The sequence below is a fragment of the Zobellia sp. 1_MG-2023 genome (genome assembly GCF_030549125.1).
GTDB classification, from domain to species: domain Bacteria; phylum Bacteroidota; class Bacteroidia; order Flavobacteriales; family Flavobacteriaceae; genus Zobellia; species Zobellia russellii.
This window is the reverse complement of record NZ_JAUOSY010000005.1, coordinates 56946-75376: the sequence shown is the minus strand read 5'-3', so window position 1 is coordinate 75376 and position 18431 is coordinate 56946. Positions and strand designations below refer to the sequence as shown.

Sequence of the window (18431 nt, the reverse complement as noted above, 5' to 3'; positions counted from 1 at the left end):
AAACAGAGGTTGCAATCAGTCAAATCCCTCCTCTTTAATTTAATTAGGACGCAAAAGTATAAAAAATGTTCAGATCAAAATATTAATATCGTGTTATTTATTATTTCCTTTTGTAAATACCATGCTCTTTGCACGGGTTTATCAACCATTACAAATCATATTTTAACGATAATAGCAGGTAGCGCGGCTGCACATAGTATACCTGCGTAGTAAAGAATAAATCATTGGTACTGTCACGGTTAAGCGTAGTGGTATTCAATAAATTGGTGCCTTTAATTCCATATTCCCATCGGCTGCCTTGCTTCTGATACGTTAGGGTAGATTCCAAGAAACTATATGTATTGTCAATTGTATTGTCCTTATCCGTGTAATTATAAAAATCATAATCCACATTAAAAATAAAGCTTTTAAGAAAAGAGGCATCAAAACGGGCATACGGTCTACTGGTATAAAATGTAGTTTCTAAATTTCCGTTTTCGTAATTGTTTATCGTATACCTGTATCCCAACTCTAAATTGGGTGCATTCTTAAAATTAGTACTAAGCGCACCCGTATAGTTCTGTGTGAACGAATTGGACATGCGTTGCTGACCGTCTATTAAATTATTGGTAGTAGACCAACCCACATTACCCCTTACGGAAGCTTTTACCTTTCCAAAAGTACGCTCATAATTTCCGCTAGCGGATAAAGATTCATCTTCAAAATTAGAGTTGATGGTACTACTTACCCTATTTATTCCAATGATATCCGCACTACTTTTTAATGCATCTATTCTTTTGGTATAGGCAACATTCGCAAAAATATTGGTAAGATTGAACATATTGAAACTAAAGAAATTCAGCGAAAGATTGTGGTTGAGGGCACTTTCTAAATCCCTATTACCATTATAGAGCGAATTGTAGTTGTTGAGCACGTACCCTTGAGCAAAGTTACTCACATCCGTAAAGGAACGGGTTACCCTATAGTTGAACCGCAAATTCTCCGATTTCTTCAACTGAGCGTTGATATACACATCTGGCAATAAAGCCGTGAGGTTATCCTCTACTACCGTGCCCGATTGTTCATTGGTAACATTAAACTGATGTAGAGTAAGCCCCGGGTTAAAAGTGAAAATTCCAGAAATAACTTTATAATGTAGCCCTAAGTACAAGTCCGAAACATTAAAGCTAACCTCATTGCCAAAGTCGCTCCCATCCATATTTAACGTTTCCTCATTATCCAGAATCTGAAAAATTCCCGAATTAAAATTCTGATGGCTTTGGGTGGTTCCCAAAGTTAAATTAAGGTTGCTTTTTGTTCCCAGCACACGGTAATAGTCTACCTTGGCATCCACTTTATTGGTTACCACATTTTTGGTCTGGTTTATATTGTATACATCCTGAGTTTCATCAACGGGAAAAATATCAACGAAAGCAAATTCATTACGGATCGCCTCATAGAACGGGTCTTCATCTTGATACATATGCTGCGCCTCTACAGCAAAGATGTTCTTCTCGTTAAGTGTATAGTAGAGGTTGAGATTTTGATTGACCGCCAAAGGCTTTTGTTTTTTCACCTCGGATATTTCATCCGTTATATTGGATATAGAAAGTACGTCTACCTCTTCATTATCATCGGACTGTTTCAATAGCGCATCATAATCTAACTGAAAGTTGGCATTGGGCTTATACCTAGCACTAAATTTTGCCAATCCAAGGTGCACGGTCTGATCTGTATTAGTGGTTGCATTTTCCACATCATTACTAGCAATATACGCGGTATTTCGCTCAGACTTCATTAAGGTTCCCGTATAGGAGTAAATTCCAAAACCACTTAAATCTAAACTTTCGGTTGGCGAATAACTGAAATTTGCCGCAGCAAATTTTGTATCTATGTCATTGGCCCTATTGTTTTGAGCGGTAGAAAGACCAAGGCCATCTACCCCTGTTGCAATTGAACTTCCGCCCCTAGAATTTATATTTCTAAAGCCACCGGTAAAATTTCTATAATCATTCCGGGTAAAGGGAACCTCTCCCAAATTATTGAGGTCCGTAATTATATTAATGCTGTATTTTGGACTATAATAAAACAATTTAGGATGTGCCAAATACCTGTCATCAGGACCGTAACCCGCTGTCAATTCCCCAAACCAAAAGTTCTTTTTCCCTTCTTTTAATTTTATGTTTAAAGCCACATTATCATCATCATTGGTAAGGCCTTTCATTTGGGAAACCTCATTAAAGTTCCGTAGTACTTCAACTTTACTTAATGCGTTGGCCGGAATATTTTCAACGGCAAGCTTTGAATCGCCATCAAAAAAATCCTTACCCTCTACCATAACCTTGCTTACGGTCTTTCCTTCTACTTCTATCTGCCCGTCATCATTGATTTCAATGCCCGGAAGGTTTTCAAGAACATCCTTTAGTTTTTTTTCAGTACCCGAAACAAAAGCATCCGTATCATAAACAATGGTGTCCCCTTTTACAGATACCGGCATTTCATACGTAACCTCCACCTCATCTAACTGGGCCGCCTGCTCCTGCATAACAATATCCTTAACGGCATCATTGGTGGTAGCGGTAAAGGTGAACGATTCCGTTTTAAATCCCAGATAACTGACTTTTACAGTATATTCATGGCCCGTTTTCAGCTTTAATTTATATAGCCCTGCATGATTGGTAATACCATAAGATTCCAAGCCCTTGGTTTCGGAATTTATGGCGATAACATTGGCCATATCAACACCAGTTCCCAAGCTGTCCTTAACCGTACCCGTCAATGAAATTTCTTGGGAAAAGCCAATAGCTACTACCATAAGAAACATAATAAGCAACCATGCATTTCTCATTATTCTAGTATTAGAAGTGAAAACGTATTTAATTTAAAATAGATAGGAATGTTATTGCGGACGACCATTTCCGCGCCCGCGTCCACCACGGTTTCTAAAGTTTTCTCGCATCTCTTTCATTTTCTCCTGCGAGATTTTATCATACTCTGCCTGCGTTACTTTTTTTCCTTTACTTGGTGCCTTTATTTCTACCTTTTCTTTTGGATTCAAGGTAATCTCGGAACAGACAATAGTTGTTATATCATCGCTTACGGCAAGGATAAGCCCCGGCAGCCCCCAGTATTCAGAAGGACCTTGGTTAACAGGTATTTCTGGAGTATACCACGCTACTATCTCCACTTCTTTTATTTCAAATTCTTCTTCTCTTTTTGCCTCTTCTTTTTTATCATCATCATTTCGTCTACGAAAAATAGCCCGCGTATTAGGGCGTTTTATAGTCTTTTTAGCCGTTGCCTTAAAAGCAGTGTAATTCCCTATTTGCCTAGTTTCACTACCAAGCACCCAATCCAGTTTTTCCAATTCATCATCTATCAAGAATATCTTACCCAAAAGCTCATTCTTGATCAAGTATTTCCCTTCTTTAATATTCTTGTACAAATCACCTCCTGATGTAGAAAAAGCCCCAAACCGAGGTCCTCTGCCCCCATCCCTACCTCCCGGTTGCTCTAACTGCTCTTCCTCTTTATAGATAGATTCCGTTTGGTTAAAATTAAGAACGAATGTTTTTTCATTGGCCCTTTTTATACGCTCCATCATCTCCTTCTTACGGTCCTCAGGTATTTGCCTGTTACCAAAATCCATATTCACCTGCGTTTTACTGAAATAAGTTGCCTTTCCTTGAAAATCTTGGGCATACAAGCTGCCACACAACAAAACAAAAACCAATCCTATAAACCGTCTACTTTTCATACTACCAAATAATTAATATGGCTTTAAGACTGTTATAACGCCAATTGGTTTAATCGAACATCCAAAAGAAAATCAAGAAACTTGGCATTTTTTTCATATTGTGAATAAATTATGTTTTTACTTCCTATAGTTATCTCGTATCTTGTACCTTCTAATTACCTTGCATAAAAACACACAACCATTAATCTATAAAGCTCTATGCACATAGCAGTTGCCGGAAACATCGGTGCAGGAAAAACAACCTTAACCAGGTTATTAGCAAAACATTACAACTGGGAAGCCAACTTTGAAGATGTAGTAGACAACCCTTATTTAGATGATTTCTACAATCAGATGGAGCGTTGGAGCTTCAACCTTCAGATTTACTTTTTAAACCATAGGTTCCGTCAAATCCTACAAATTAGGGAGAGCGGCAAGGAAATTATACAGGATAGGACCATTTATGAGGATGCATATATTTTTGCCCCCAACCTTCATGCCATGGGCCTGTTGACCAATAGGGATTTTGAAAACTACAAAAGTCTTTTTGAACTGATGGAGAGTTTGGTTCAACCGCCTGATTTACTTATCTATTTAAGAAGTTCCATTCCCAACTTGGTAAAACAAATCCATAAGCGCGGGCGCGAATACGAGAACAGTATTTCCATAGATTACTTAAGCCGACTTAACGAACGCTACGAAGCTTGGATACATGGGTACACCAAGGGCAATCTCCTTATTATTGATGTAGACGATTTGGATTTTGTAGATCAACCTGAAGATTTGGGAACTATCATCAATAAAATAGACGCAGAAATCAACGGATTATTTTAGGGAGTATTAGCAATAAAACCATTTGCTTTTGCATGTTCTATAGCTTGTTCACTAGTTTCCACTAATAGTACAGGAGTTGTTTTATATGCGCTAAAGAGACTTCTAACCCGTTCCATTCTTCGTTTATGGGCTACACTTCTTATGTAAATGGCACTTATCTGTTTTGGATATAGCTCCGCTATCTCCTTATAAATATCTGCATCATGCTCCCCACTATCCCCGATTAAAATAAATTTTAAATTGGGATATGTTTTTAAAATATTGAGTATCTCCTTTTGCTTTTGAGGTTTTTCGTCCGGTTTTTTTCGCAATCCCAAGCTTAGGAAATTTCGCAACAATATGGGGCCTTTAGGAAAGTCGTTTTCTTGTAGAAAAAGTTCTAAATACCTGTACATGTTCCATGGGCTATGGCTTACATAAAAAATAGGGTTTGCCTCCTTTCCGGATTCCCCCCTGTGCAGTAAATTATAGAATTCTGCCGTACCTTTTAAAGGTTTCCGGTTACTGACCCTTTTAAAAATGGTGTTTACGATTACCTTCCATTTTAACGAAGAAACCACGCCCGTGTGCAAGATTGTATCATCTATATCGCTTATGACCCCAAACTGTGCGGTAGCCGAAGGTATTAACAATTCTCCGGGAAACTTATTCTGATGAAGAACTTCCCTACGGAGCGCAGAGTCCGAGTATGAAATCTCATAATTTAACCAACCTTCTCCATTGGTAAGCTCCTCTAGATTATTTTGCGGCTCATCAAAAGTATAATACCCCCTACCATCTGTTTTTCCGGTAAGGGTTCTCCCATCAGGAAGTTTTACCCTAACGCAGGTATTGCGTATTTCATCGGTTTCAAAACGCTTGTAACTGTTCCAGATTAAATTGAAGAAACCCTTTTTTGACAAATCTATTTCCTCGTCTTCCAAAGCCCTGCCACGCGCGTAAAAGTGCGAATTGGTACCATAGCCCTGAAAAGCCATAATCTGCAACTTGTCTTTCTTTCCGAATAAACCCATGACATCAAATATACTTAAATATAGTGCTCAGACCGACTACAATAAAAATCTATGACTAATCAAAAGTAGCGTTCACGCACCCAAAGGTACGTTTCCCTCAGTACCGGTTTCAAACTAAAAGAGTTGGCTTTAAGTTTAATCATGTTTAATCCTGTCGATTTTTAAAAATCCACTCTAAACCCAGAAAAGATGAAACCAAAGAAAAACCCACAAAAAGACCTAAACAGAAACCGTCCTATCTATTTTCTATTTGGGCTATTGTTCGTTCTTATGCTAACCCTTGCGGCCTTTGAATGGAAGACCTATGACAAAACTTATGATTACGACGTCTCCATGAACATAGAGGACCAACTAACCGAAGAACTCCCCATTTTAGTGGAGTTCAAAACCCCTCCTCCCCCAAAACAAATTACGGCACCTCCTATAATTGAAATAATTGACGATGAGGAAGAAGCCGTTGAAGATGTATTTGAATCTACTGAAACCAATCAAGACGAAGAGATTTTAGAAGTGTCCGATATTGAAGTTTTAGAGACCGATGAACCAGAAGAAATGTCTTTTATGGTCATTGAAGATGTTCCTGTTTTTCCCGGTTGTGAAACCCAAAAAGACAAACGTGATTGTTTCCAGAAAATGATAAACAGACATATTGCCAAAAATTTCAGATACCCTGAATCTGCCCAAGAAATGGGAATTCAAGGCCGAGTGAACATTATGTTCGTGATTCAAAAAGATGGAAGCATAGGCAACGTACAATTACGGGGTCCGGACAAAAGCTTAGAAAAAGAAGCAAAAAGAATTATTGATAAGCTACCCCAAATGAAACCTGGCAAACAAAGAGGAACCCCGGTACGGGTGCCTTTTAGCATTCCCATTACATTCAAACTTCACTAATAAACAAATAAAAAAAGGGGGCTTAATTGCCCCCTTTTTATTTCAATCTATATTTAAATTATTTTCGAATATCTACCTTTTCAATGGTGATTTCAGCATCCGTTCCTTTATTGGATTCAACGTCTTTTTCAAAAGCCATTAATTGGCTTTTTACAGTTGATTCCGTACCCTTGAAAACTTTTTCCTGGATAAGCTTTTCTCCATTTACAACTGTAGTATATGCAATTGTTGCCTCAGCCATATTCGTATCAATAGCATTCATCTCAATTTTGATTTCCTTCGTGTTTTCAACATCCGCCATACCCGTTGCGTTCATGGCAATACTTGGTGCAATCACCAACGCCACAACGGACATTAATTTCAAAAGAATATTTAAAGAAGGTCCAGATGTATCTTTAAACGGATCACCAACAGTATCTCCTACAACTGCAGCCTTATGTGCATCCGTACCTTTGCGGCCATCGGATTCAATCATCTTCTTAGCATTATCCCATGCGCCACCGGCATTGGATTGGAAAATTGCCATTAGCACCCCGCAGGTTGTTACACCCGCCAAAAGACCGCCCAACATTTCCGCTCCACCAATGAAGCCAACTGCCACCGGAACAGCAATGGCCAACAATCCGGGCAGTACCATTTCTTTAATAGATGCCTTTGTAGAAATATCAACACATTTATCATACTCTGCATATCCATCTGCTGCATCAAAAATAGCCCTTTGTTCCGAAGTAGCTTTTGACATATCAGAATCTACTTCACGCATGACCTGCAAGGCCGCTTTTAACTGGGGAATATCCCTGAATTGACGTCTAACCTCCTCTATCATTGCCATGGCCGCACGACCAACAGCATTCATAGACAAGGCCGAAAATACAAACGGAAGCATTCCACCCACCAAAAGACCTGCCATAATTTTAGGTTGGGACACATCAATTGAAGTTACATTCGCGACTTTCATAAAAGCCGAAAACAAAGCCAAAGCCGTTAAAGCGGCAGAAGCGATAGCAAAACCTTTTCCTATGGCCGCAGTAGTGTTACCTACAGCATCTAATTTATCGGTACGTTCCCTAACTTCAGAAGGCAGTTCTGCCATCTCTGCAATACCACCTGCGTTATCGGAAATAGGTCCGTATGCATCAACAGCCAACTGAATTCCAGTGTTTGCCAACATCCCAACAGCGGCAATAGCTATACCATATAGACCTGCAAAATGATGCGAAACCAAAATAGCGGCCGCAATCAATAAAATAGGAATCATTGTAGACATCATTCCCACTCCCAAACCAGCAATAATGTTCGTTGCAGCACCTGTTTCGGATTGCTCAACAATAGAAGAAACCGGCTTAGTACCGGTTCCCGTATAATATTCCGTAATCTTTCCTACACCTAGACCGGCAACCAAACCGGCAATGGTAGCAATGAAAATTCCCATTGCCCCCATTGGCAGACCTTCAATAGTCTCAGGAATTAAAGCGTTTATAATAAAATAAGAAGCAACCACCATTAGACCGGCAGAACCGAACTCTCCAATATTTAAAGCAGTCTGTGGATTTCCACCATCCTTTACCTTAACAAAAAAGGTTCCTATTATAGACATGACAATACCAACAGCCGCAAGCACTAACGGTAAGTAGACCGCTCCCATACCCCCAAATTCCGGAGTTATGATAAAAGCACCCAAAACCATGGTTCCAATAATAGACCCTACATAAGACTCGAACAAATCCGCTCCCATACCTGCAACATCCCCAACGTTATCCCCAACATTATCTGCAATCGTAGCCGGATTTAAAGGATGATCCTCTGGAATACCCGCCTCTACCTTACCTACCAAATCTGCCCCTACATCTGCGGCTTTTGTATATATACCACCGCCCACACGAGCAAAAAGTGCAATAGAAGATGCTCCTAAAGAAAATCCTGAAAGTACATTTAGGACCAAACCTAAATTATCCGCACCCGGCCAAACACCTTGGTATACCATAAAAAGACCACTAAGCCCCAAAACACCAAGTCCAACAACACCAAGCCCCATAACGGCACCACCCGCAAAAGCAACTTCCAAGGCCTTACCTAAAGAGGTACGCGCAGCCTGTGTAGTTCGTACATTAGCTTTAGTAGCTACTTTCATGCCAATAAAACCGGCCAGTGCAGAACATATAGCACCTACAATAAAAGATAAGGCAACCATTCCGTGCGAGCCTACCTCGTTACTACCTTTAAAATAAAGCAGCACCGCCACAGCTAACACAAAGATTGCAAGGATCTTATACTCTGCTTTTAAAAAGGACATTGCACCATCTGCAATATTCTTAGCAATACGAGCCATTTTGGCATCACCCTCGTCTTGTTTACCCACCCATACGTTTTTGGCAAAGACGAATACTAAAGCCAATATTCCAAATACTGGCAGAAATTTCACTACTAATTCCATTCGAGTTGTTGTTTAAGATTTCTAATGCCAACTAAAGTAATGAAATTGATCATATAAAAAAAAGCCTTTTTTATTGCTAAAAAAGGCTTTTTAAGGAGTAAATTTTATTTATATCGTAAAAGTGCGCTTCTTTTTTAAATCGCTCTCATCATATCGTTGTACACATTCTTTGTAAATTTTAACGGCCTCTTCGGCATCGCCCCATCCACCAGTGTCAACTTTTTTCTTTTCCAAATCCTTGTACACTTTAAAGAAATGCTCAATTTCTTTTAAACGGTGTGGATTTAGGTCACTTATATCATGGTTATTGCTCCAAATAGGATCTGAAACAGGTACACAGATAATTTTTTCATCCGGCCCTTTTTCATCGGTCATATGAAACACACCAATTGGCCTTACTTCCATAACGACCATAGGATATGTTGGTTCTGCACCCATTACCAAAACATCTAGCGGATCTTTATCCAATGCTAAAGTCTCTGGAATGAAACCATAATCTCCAGGGTACATCATTGATGAAAAAAGCATACGGTCAAAACGTATCTTATGTAGTGCAAAATCGTATTCATATTTATTCCTACTTCCTTTTGGAATCTCAATTAAAACGTCAAAAGTTATGTCAGCTTTTTTTCCCATTTTTTAGGTTTATTTTACAGCTGCGAAGGTACAAAAATGCATACGTGTCTACCCGCAAATATTGAAAAAACATCGGCTTTTTTGACAATTATTAGAATTTGGAAATTCTTACAAGCTCCATGGCCTGAATAAGAAACAACAAATGCATAATTATAAATAATTCGTAATGAACGAACTACATAAATACGACTAGACTAGAAACTTCAATTAAAAATCAAAACCAAATGTTCCCGTAATACTAAAAGGACGTGCATCAGGTGCATCCAAATAGTTACCTCTAAAGTTAAAATCTATTCTAAGAATTTTAAATATGTTACCAATACCAAAAGAATATTCGTAATAAATTTTATCGGATGGTGCCTGCAATGGGGTATTTATGGTTGCCGGCGTACTTAGAGCTATATTTTCATCTGACAAATCTCCCCAAACTCCTCTAAGGCCAATAATTTCCCTTAAATTCAGCTTTCGCAACAACGGAATACGAGAAAAAATTCGCCCGTTAAAATTATGTTGCAGGTGCAATGCCACATAGGTGTCCGTAACAAACTCATAGAAATCTAAATTTGGAAAGGTGCCGTAATTTGAAAAGAATGTCTGGTTTCCAGGAACTACATTTAACAACCCAAGTGGTACCGTATTAAAGGTCTTACCCATCTCCAAGGTAGAAAAAAGCCTACCAAAACCACCTATTTGCCATGGCTGGCTGTATGAAAATTGAAGCTTGCTATAACTAAAATCGCTATCAAAAACCACATCTACACCTTTGGTATAACTTAATAAGAGCGTACTGTAATCATCATTCATACCCTTACGCTCCACACCATAGCCAATAGTTCTCTTGCCAGGCGTATAAATCATGATTGCATTAAAATCAAACTGGTTTATCTCAGATGAAATTCCCGTTGGGGAATCGGGGTCTACATAATCCAAACTAAAATCATCCGGTAAAGCAGAGCTTAATTTTCTAAACGTTCCGCCAACCCCAAACCTTACATTGGTAATAGGCTCAATCTCTACACTGAATTTACTTAGATTAATGTTCGTTAACCTGTTATTGGCACCAACGGTAACCAACGAAGACGAGGCAATGCTACGGCCAAGAACATCATTTGTAGCCGTTAGGCTTACCCCCAGCTGCTCAATATCGCGCCGGTTGCCCCCAGAAACAATAAGCCTGCTCTTTTGGTCAAGCAATATTTTTCCGGACACTCCATGTTTAAACTTTCTATCTGTAAAACCATACGCGGTATATCCTTCAACACGCCAAAGGTCATTTTCACCAAAATAGGAACGTGCCCCAATACGTACACGTGGGCCTTCTGCTTGATTGTAACCAAAAACATCATATACCGAACCGATGTCCATATTCCACTTATCAATCTCTACATACCCACTACCTAAAATACTTACTAGATTGTAGTACGACTTAAATTTAGGAACCGTCTTTAAGGTATCCAATAGCTGGTAAATTCCTTTTTCGTCCTTGTTTAAACTCTCCAACCTATTATTCTGCCAAAACGTACTGTCCCGGTTTAAGACCACAGGGTCATACGGGTTACTCTCTGTCTTATAAAATTCTTTAGGTTTTTTTTGATCAAAGGCATAATTATCAAATACGGTTGTACGCTTTCCGTACATACCTCTGGACTCTTCCTTTTTCTGAAAACTAAAATCGCTCATCATATAATCGCGCTTCAGCAGAAATACAGAATCATTGACTACCTCAAAATCCTGTTCAATATAAATTTCCTTTACCCAGTTGATATTGGCACTTTTGGTGACTTCTAAATTGATATTCTTTACGGCATAGGTAGTATCGTTTACCCAAAAGTCTCCCTTAAACGTAAGTTCGTTCTTTCGTCTTGGATAATAGACAATATTATAGCACCATTTATTTTCTATGAAAGCACTATCCCTAAGTGCATAATTATAAACATCCACACCCGTTCTTGACAGTGGGCTGGTAAAACTTTTATCAAAGAACTTTAAATAATTGTCATAAATATCATATTCTTGATAGAGGTCTGCCACAAAGGCGATTATAGCCTGATTGTTGTCAAAACCTGAGTTTTTGTTACCCAATATATCTTCCTTTTCCTCATCTAAGCGATTGTCTCCATAAACTTTGGAGAAGGTTTCGTTCAAAAAGATAGGCAGGTAAGTCTTACCGGTAATACGCGAAGTGTCCAAATCCTTAAAAACAAATTCTAGCCCCTTGAATATTTTTTTCTTCATCAAGGCGCTGTCTATCGTATTCAGGTCAAATTCTACCTTTTCATATTTCTCAAAGGCATATTGATCAAACTTACGCAGGCCGTTCTCTCTTTTTTTAGCCCATATTTTTTTCAGTATTTCTACCGCAGGATTGTTTTTCTTAGGTTGTTTTCCTCCAACAAGCACAACTTCATCTAATTGTTGGGAGGCCTCTTTCATGACAACCTTCATTTTATAGGTTACTTTAGACTCTAGTGGAATCTCTACATTCTCATAACCAATAAAGGAGACTACAAGCGTAGTATGGTCCCCATCCGACTCCATATAGAAATTACCATTATCATCCGTAATGGTACCCTCATATGAACCCTTAAAAAGAATATTAGCGAAAGCTACCGGCTGGTTATCTTCGTCTACAACTGTACCGCCTACTTTTGTTTGTGCACCGACAACCAAAGAAAAAAGCAGTAAAACAAATAAAAGGAGGTTCTTCATCTAAGAAATTTTCTCTGTACTCTATAAACAAATAATGTACCAGAACAGATTATAGTACAATTGTTGATTAGTTTTTTTGCATTAAAAATAAAGTCCGCTACTGTTTTCAAGCTAAAAATCTAAACCCAAGCCAAAAAACACTAAACTGAAATCCTAAAAAAAAATGCTTCACCGACACTAAGTCGGTGAAGCAAAAGTACCTTTACAAATTAGTTATATCTATTTGTATAACACTTTCTTAACAGCCTTAACCACATCTTCATGGTTTGGCAACCATTCTTCCAACAATACTGGAGAATATGGCGCCGGTGTATCGGCAGTGTTTATTTTCTCTATAGGTGCATCCAAATAATCAAAAGCATTGGACTGCACATGAAAGGTCAATTCCGTTGCCACATTACCAAACGGCCATGCCTCCTCAAGAATAACCAAACGATTTGTTTTCTTTACAGACTTTAATACAGCTTCATAATCCAATGGTTTAACGGTACGTAAATCAATGATTTCACAGCTAATGCCTTCTTTTTGAAGTTCGTCCGCAGCTTTATCGGCCTCTTTGATTATTTTACCAAAGGATACAATAGTAACATCGCTACCCTCTCTTCGGATATCGGCAACACCTAAAGGAATTGTGTATTCCCCTTCTGGAACCTCACCCTTATCTCCGTACATCTGCTCAGACTCCATAAAAATAACAGGATCATTATCGCGAATAGCCGATTTCAACAACCCTTTTGCATCTGCAGGATTGGAAGGCACTACAACCTTTAACCCAGGACAGTTAGCATACCAGCTTTCAAAAGCCTGGGAATGTGTTGCGGCCAATTGACCTGCAGAACCCGTAGGACCTCTAAAAACTATTGGACAAGGAAATTGCCCACCAGACATCTGACGGATTTTGGCCGCATTATTGATGATCTGATCGATACCTACCAAAGCAAAGTTAAACGTCATGAACTCTATTATAGGACGGCAACCGGTCATTGTAGACCCTACACCTATACCAGCAAAACCTAGTTCGGCAATTGGCGTATCTATAACTCGTTTGGCACCAAACTCGTCTAGCATTCCTTTAGAAGCTTTATAAGCACCGTTATATTCGGCAACCTCTTCTCCCATCAGATAAACTGACTCGTCTTTTCTCATTTCTTCCGACATCGCCTCGACAATGGCTTCCCTAAATTGTAATGTCTTCATATTATATGGAGTATCTTTTTATTATGATCGTTAAAAACGCAAGCAAAAATAGGAAAATATATATCAATTAAAGGGCTCTCAGAATCAAAAAAAGTTATAAAAAATACTATGCATGCATAGTATTTTCGAAAAAGTTTCCATATCTTCGTCTAGATTATAAATAGCTTTATAGACATGAAAATATTAGTTTGCATAAGTAATGTTCCTGACACGACCTCAAAAATAAACTTTACGGACGGTGATACAAAATTTGACACCAATGGCGTACAGTTTGTCATAAACCCTAATGATGAGTTTGGTTTAACCCGTGCCATGTGGTTCAAGGAAAAGCAAGGAGCTACCGTACACATTGCTACAGTAGGCGAAGCCAGCGTAGAACCAACTATGCGTAAGGCACTTGCCATTGGCGCTGATGAAGCCATTAGGGTTAACGCCGCTCCGGTAGACGGATTTTTCGTTGCCGAACAACTGGCCAACATTGTTAAGGACGGAGCCTACGACCTTGTTATAGCAGGCAGGGAAAGTATTGATTACAACGGAGGAATGGTTCCCGGAATTCTGGCTACTCTTTTAGGAATGAATTTTATAAACACCTGTATAAGTCTTGAAATAGAAGGCGATACGGCAACGGCTATACGAGAAATAGACGGCGGAAAAGAAACCGTACAGGCTTCCCTACCTCTAGTTATTGGTGGACAAAAAGGCCTTGTACAGGAAAGTGACCTAAAAATACCTAACATGAGAGGTATTATGATGGCACGAAAAAAGACACTTACCGTAGTGGAGCCTATTGGCGCTACCGTTGCGACCAAAGATGCGAAATTTGACAAGCCTACCGCAAAAGGAAGTGTAAAATTGGTGAATTCCGCAGATGAGTTAGTAGATTTATTGCACAACGAAGCCAAGGTAATTTAATTACGCTAGATAGGTTCTCAACCACGGGCCACAAGCCCACAAAACCCTATTCAGCTTAACTTTATCTCTAAAAATTAAACAATACACCACATGTCAGTATTAGTATATACAGAATCCGAAAACGGAAAATTCAAAAAAAGTGCCTTTGAAGTGGCATCATATGCCAAAGCTGTGGCAGACCAGTTAGGCTCATCAGTTACTGCAATTGCATTTAACGCCAATGATAACGAAGCCTTGGGAACTTATGGTGTTTCCAAAGTATTGAACATAGCCGATGACAAACTTTCTACTTTCAGTGCCGCCGCATACGCTAATAGTATTATGCAGGCCGCCAATAGTGAAGGTGCACAGGTGGTTGTCGTAAGCTCCAGCACCAACAGCAAATTCTTGGCGCCAATCCTAGCTGCGAAATTAAAAGCAGGATACGTACCCAATGTTGTTGCCGCTCCGGAAAGCACATCTCCATTTAGCGTAAAGCGTACCGCATTTAGTAATAAAGGCTTTGCTCATACAGAAATTACTACGGATACCAAGATTATTGGTGTTTCTAATAACGCATTTGGCATAAAAGAAAATCCTACAACCGCAGCGGTTGAAACTTTTAGTGCTGATTTAAGCGATGCTGATTTCTCCGTTAAGTCCGTTGAAATAGACAAGGTTGCTGGTCAGGTAACCATTGCGGACGCAGAGATTGTGGTTTCCGGAGGACGAGGTCTTAAAGGTCCTGAAAACTGGGGAATGATCGAAGATCTTGCCCAAGTTCTTGGTGCCGCTACGGCTTGCTCAAAACCTGTTTCCGATATGGGATGGAGACCCCACGGAGAGCACGTTGGCCAAACCGGAAAGCCAGTTGCATCTAACTTATACATAGCTATTGGTATTTCAGGAGCTATACAACATTTGGCAGGAGTAAGTGCCTCAAAAACCAAAGTGGTCATTAACTCGGACCCTGAAGCACCATTTTTCAAAGCTGCCGACTACGGAATTGTGGGCGACGCCTTTGAAGTGGTACCAAAGCTCATCGAAAAATTAAAGGAATTTAAAGCGCAAAACGCTTAATTTTTGTTAATTTGCGCTCATTAAAGGGCTGTTTAAATGCATGGTACGCCCGTATTTAAACAGTCTTTTGTATTTTAAAGATTCTATGAGCTTAGTAAGGTTAAAAATAAAAGGTATTTCCTATAGCCAAACACAAAACGGGGCATATGCCCTTATTTTGAACGAAGTGGAAGGCGATCGTAAATTACCCATCGTTATCGGTGCTTTTGAAGCACAGTCCATTGCCATTGCACTTGAAAAGGAAATAAAACCGCCTAGACCTTTAACCCACGATTTGTTCAAAAATTTTTCAGATCGTTTTGACATTGTTATCAAACAGGTTATTATCCACAAATTGGTAGACGGTGTTTTTTACTCCAGTATCATATGCGAGCGCGATAAAATTGAGGAGATTATAGATGCCAGAACCAGTGATGCCATTGCATTGGCACTCCGGTTTAACGCCCCTATTTTTACCTACAAGACTATTTTGGACAAAGCAGGAATCTTTTTAAAGTTCTCGTCAAAAGACAAGGAAAAAGAAGAAACCGATGACAGTATCGTGGTTGACGAAATCTTACAAGAGGGCGAAACTGTAGAAATCGAATCCGGTGCAACAGATGGTTATACGGAACTTTCTGTTGATGAGCTCCACAAAGAGCTTGATCAAGCCGTAGCCAATGAAGATTATGAAAAAGCGGCCAAATTACGGGACGAGATTTCTAAAAGAAACTGATAAACAAGCAAGTACCCTATGAAAATCAACCCTTGGATTGTTCTGCTTGCCCTTTTCATTTTTTTCCCATCCATAGCACAAGATAGTATTACCGTACCCAATGTTGAAACAACGGTAATCAATGATGTAATTTCAGAAACCACCAACAAAATAAAACCTAACGAAGGCTTTACTCTAAGCAGTTTAGGCCGTGGTATATTGGGAATGGTGGTGCTTTTACTTATTTCATTTTTATTCAGTTCTAACCGAAAGGCCATCAATTGGAAAACGGTTGGCGTAGGTCTTACCTTACAACTTTTCATTGCTGTTGGCGTACTAAAGGTACCTTTCATCCAAAAGGGATTTGAATCCGTTGGTGAAGTTTTTATCAGTATTTTAGGGTTCACCCGTGCGGGAAGTAAATTTCTTTTTGAAGGTTTAGTAGTTGACACCAATACGTTCGGCTACATTTTTGCATTTCAAGTATTGCCTACCATTATCTTCTTTTCTGCACTTACCTCTTTATTATTCTATTTAGGAGTAATCCAGAAAGTGGTTAGGGCATTGGCCTGGATGCTTTCTAAAACATTGGGTATATCCGGAGCCGAAAGTCTTTCTGTTGCAGGAAATATCTTTTTAGGTCAGACCGAAGCACCTTTATTGATCAAGGCGTATTTGGAAAAAATGAACCGTTCAGAAATACTATTGGTAATGATTGGCGGAATGGCTACCGTTGCCGGAGCTGTTTTAGCTGCTTATATAGGTTTTTTAGGTGGTGAGGATAAATTGCTGCAGTTAATTTTTGCAAAACACTTATTGGCTGCATCAGTCATGGCCGCACCAGGGGCGATTGTAATCTCAAAAATATTGTATCCTCAAACGGAAGTCGTTAATACGGATATTGAAGTTTCAACGGAAAAAATCGGTTCAAATATGTTAGACGCCATAGCTAACGGAACAACTGAAGGGCTAAAATTAGCAGTTAACGTTGGTGCCATGCTTTTGGTTTTTGTTGCTATGATTGCCATGATCAATGGCATTTTAGGATATGCGGGAGACCTGACCCATTTGAATGATTGGATCGTAGAAAACACGGCTTATAAAAAATTCTCTTTAGAAGCCATTCTCGGAACCATCTTTGCTCCCCTAATGTGGCTGATAGGCGTTGCAAAAGAAGACGTTATGTTCATGGGGCAATTATTGGGTATAAAGCTAGCCGCAAGCGAGTTTATTGGCTACAAACAATTGGCCGAACTTAAGGATTTAAGCAGAGGAGCCAACCTTACTTATAATAAATCTGTTATTATGGCCACTTATATGCTCTGCGGATTTGCAAACTTTGCATCAATAGGCATACAAATTGGCGGTATCGGCTCTTTAGCTCCCGGTCAACGCAAGACACTTTCCGAATTTGGTCTTAAGGCCGTTCTTGGTGGCTCAATCGCTTCCTTATTATCCGCCACTATTGCAGGGATGATTTTAGGATAAAATTTATACGAATACCATCAAACTCACTATTAAACCTTTTCTAGGTTAATAAATTCTGATAAATACAATCCTTCTAAACATAAACGAATAAAGCTAATTCCTACTTTTATGAAGAGCTGAAAACAGGCTGAAAAAACATTCCATGAAACTAACAAAATATATCTCAGGATTATCTTCTATTAGCTTTATAATGTTTATAATACTTGATTTATTCGCTATAATTTATGCTTTAGAAAATAGATCATGTAATGATTTTCTAAAATATAGTCTACTTATAGACGGAGCCATTATCTTACTTTTATCAATACCTGTAGTTTTTTTGTTGGTCAACAAAAAAACTAATATATTAAAAGCTATTTATCAGGAAGGATTTTTAATCTATTCCGCAGTACTTATATTATTTTTGGGTCCCATTTACTATTCTTTAGGAATTGTATTTTATGACATCCCTACATTCTTTGAAAGATTACTAAATCTTCCAAAAAATCTTATAACACCTATTACGGTGCTAATTATATTATTAGGGGGAGTATCTTTGTTCTACTTTCGAAAACGCTATCGCTTATCTTATGGTATTTCAGAATGCGCTTTAGGATTGATTATAGGAGTTGAAAAGACTACTGAACAAAATATTGATAATTTTGCGAGTTACGATTTTTATCTCGTCATATTAACAGCGTCATTATTCCTTGTCGTTCGCGGATTTGACAATATATATCATGCATTAACAAAAGAGCCACTAAACCCGTTCCTAGAAAAAATTAATTTTGCAATTAAGAGAATTGAAGAGCTTAACAACAAACCTTAAAACGATTAAAATTAGCTTTTTTTACAAAATATACC

General features: G+C 38.8%; 14 protein-coding genes. 7 read left to right on the top strand and 7 right to left on the bottom strand.

Translation table 11 applies throughout. From position 1 onward, the window contains the following. Positions 1 to 148 precede the first annotated feature (148 nt). Positions 149 to 2827 (bottom strand): carboxypeptidase-like regulatory domain-containing protein, encoded by a 2679-nt coding sequence (locus Q4597_RS12015; protein WP_303406399.1) that lies wholly within the window; start codon positions 2825 to 2827, stop codon positions 149 to 151. A gap of 51 nt (positions 2828 to 2878) precedes the next feature. Beyond that, positions 2879 to 3736: a GLPGLI family protein gene (locus Q4597_RS12010; RefSeq protein ID WP_303406398.1), complete on the bottom strand. Its 858-nt coding sequence runs from the start codon at positions 3734 to 3736 to the stop codon at positions 2879 to 2881. 198 nt (positions 3737 to 3934) lie between these two features. On the opposite strand from Q4597_RS12010, the gene Q4597_RS12005 reads away from it, so the two are divergent. Continuing rightward, entirely contained in the window at positions 3935 to 4549 is a 615-nt protein-coding gene (locus Q4597_RS12005; RefSeq protein WP_215441155.1) for a deoxynucleoside kinase, read from the top strand. On the opposite strand, the gene Q4597_RS12000 is transcribed toward Q4597_RS12005, so the two are convergent. Further along, complete coding sequence (locus Q4597_RS12000; RefSeq protein WP_303406397.1) at positions 4546 to 5562, bottom strand: App1 family protein; 1017 nt, start codon at positions 5560 to 5562, stop codon at positions 4546 to 4548. The two genes, Q4597_RS12005 and Q4597_RS12000, sit on opposite strands and share 4 nt — an antisense overlap. Positions 5563 to 5751: 189 nt before the next feature. Here Q4597_RS12000 and Q4597_RS11995 point away from each other — a divergent pair, with 189 nt between their 5' ends. Further along, positions 5752 to 6456 carry an energy transducer TonB gene (locus Q4597_RS11995; RefSeq protein ID WP_215441151.1) on the top strand — a complete coding sequence of 235 codons (705 nt, stop codon included), beginning with the start codon at positions 5752 to 5754 and terminating at the stop codon, positions 6454 to 6456. Between the two features lie 58 nt (positions 6457 to 6514). On the opposite strand, the gene Q4597_RS11990 is transcribed toward Q4597_RS11995, so the two are convergent. The 4 genes from Q4597_RS11990 to Q4597_RS11975 all read right to left on the bottom strand — a co-directional run bounded on the left by Q4597_RS11990 (position 6515) and on the right by Q4597_RS11975 (position 13432). Further along, entirely contained in the window at positions 6515 to 8890 is a 2376-nt protein-coding gene (locus tag Q4597_RS11990) for a sodium-translocating pyrophosphatase (RefSeq protein WP_303406396.1), read from the bottom strand. Positions 8891 to 8998: 108 nt separating this feature from the next. Further along, the gene (locus Q4597_RS11985) at positions 8999 to 9526 is read right to left on the bottom strand and encodes an inorganic diphosphatase (RefSeq protein ID WP_215441147.1); all 528 of its coding nucleotides are present in this window, start codon (positions 9524 to 9526) and stop codon (positions 8999 to 9001) included. Between the two features lie 207 nt (positions 9527 to 9733). After that, positions 9734 to 12235, bottom strand: a complete 2502-nt coding sequence (locus Q4597_RS11980) for a DUF5686 family protein (protein WP_289041553.1) — start codon at positions 12233 to 12235, stop codon at positions 9734 to 9736. Between the two features lie 219 nt (positions 12236 to 12454). Then, positions 12455 to 13432 (bottom strand): pyruvate dehydrogenase complex E1 component subunit beta, encoded by a 978-nt coding sequence (locus tag Q4597_RS11975; RefSeq protein ID WP_215441143.1) that lies wholly within the window; start codon positions 13430 to 13432, stop codon positions 12455 to 12457. A 174-nt stretch (positions 13433 to 13606) separates the two neighbouring features. Here Q4597_RS11975 and Q4597_RS11970 point away from each other — a divergent pair, with 174 nt between their 5' ends. From Q4597_RS11970 to Q4597_RS11950, 5 genes are all read left to right on the top strand, one after another. Continuing rightward, on the top strand, positions 13607 to 14347 hold the full coding sequence (locus Q4597_RS11970) for an electron transfer flavoprotein subunit beta/FixA family protein (RefSeq protein ID WP_303406395.1): 741 nt from the start codon (positions 13607 to 13609) through the stop codon (positions 14345 to 14347). Between the two features lie 90 nt (positions 14348 to 14437). Further along, positions 14438 to 15406 carry an electron transfer flavoprotein subunit alpha/FixB family protein gene (locus Q4597_RS11965; RefSeq protein ID WP_303406394.1) on the top strand — a complete coding sequence of 323 codons (969 nt, stop codon included), beginning with the start codon at positions 14438 to 14440 and terminating at the stop codon, positions 15404 to 15406. A gap of 85 nt (positions 15407 to 15491) precedes the next feature. Beyond that, on the top strand, positions 15492 to 16121 hold the full coding sequence (locus Q4597_RS11960) for a bifunctional nuclease family protein (protein WP_215441137.1): 630 nt from the start codon (positions 15492 to 15494) through the stop codon (positions 16119 to 16121). Between the two features lie 18 nt (positions 16122 to 16139). Beyond that, positions 16140 to 17588 (top strand): NupC/NupG family nucleoside CNT transporter, encoded by a 1449-nt coding sequence (locus Q4597_RS11955; protein WP_303406393.1) that lies wholly within the window; start codon positions 16140 to 16142, stop codon positions 17586 to 17588. A gap of 142 nt (positions 17589 to 17730) precedes the next feature. Next, complete coding sequence (locus Q4597_RS11950; RefSeq protein WP_303406392.1) at positions 17731 to 18396, top strand: hypothetical protein; 666 nt, start codon at positions 17731 to 17733, stop codon at positions 18394 to 18396. Positions 18397 to 18431: the final 35 nt, after the last annotated feature.

Coding starts and splice junctions, on each gene's coding strand:
- Q4597_RS12015 (WP_303406399.1), bottom strand. CDS start 2,827: ATGAGAAATGCATGGTTGCTTATTATGTTTCTTATGGTAGTAGCTATT.
- Q4597_RS12010 (WP_303406398.1), bottom strand. CDS start 3,736: ATGAAAAGTAGACGGTTTATAGGATTGGTTTTTGTTTTGTTGTGTGGC.
- Q4597_RS12005 (WP_215441155.1), top strand. CDS start 3,935: ATGCACATAGCAGTTGCCGGAAACATCGGTGCAGGAAAAACAACCTTA.
- Q4597_RS12000 (WP_303406397.1), bottom strand. CDS start 5,562: ATGGGTTTATTCGGAAAGAAAGACAAGTTGCAGATTATGGCTTTTCAG.
- Q4597_RS11995 (WP_215441151.1), top strand. CDS start 5,752: ATGAAACCAAAGAAAAACCCACAAAAAGACCTAAACAGAAACCGTCCT.
- Q4597_RS11990 (WP_303406396.1), bottom strand. CDS start 8,890: ATGGAATTAGTAGTGAAATTTCTGCCAGTATTTGGAATATTGGCTTTA.
- Q4597_RS11985 (WP_215441147.1), bottom strand. CDS start 9,526: ATGGGAAAAAAAGCTGACATAACTTTTGACGTTTTAATTGAGATTCCA.
- Q4597_RS11980 (WP_289041553.1), bottom strand. CDS start 12,235: ATGAAGAACCTCCTTTTATTTGTTTTACTGCTTTTTTCTTTGGTTGTC.
- Q4597_RS11975 (WP_215441143.1), bottom strand. CDS start 13,432: ATGAAGACATTACAATTTAGGGAAGCCATTGTCGAGGCGATGTCGGAA.
- Q4597_RS11970 (WP_303406395.1), top strand. CDS start 13,607: ATGAAAATATTAGTTTGCATAAGTAATGTTCCTGACACGACCTCAAAA.
- Q4597_RS11965 (WP_303406394.1), top strand. CDS start 14,438: ATGTCAGTATTAGTATATACAGAATCCGAAAACGGAAAATTCAAAAAA.
- Q4597_RS11960 (WP_215441137.1), top strand. CDS start 15,492: ATGAGCTTAGTAAGGTTAAAAATAAAAGGTATTTCCTATAGCCAAACA.
- Q4597_RS11955 (WP_303406393.1), top strand. CDS start 16,140: ATGAAAATCAACCCTTGGATTGTTCTGCTTGCCCTTTTCATTTTTTTC.
- Q4597_RS11950 (WP_303406392.1), top strand. CDS start 17,731: ATGAAACTAACAAAATATATCTCAGGATTATCTTCTATTAGCTTTATA.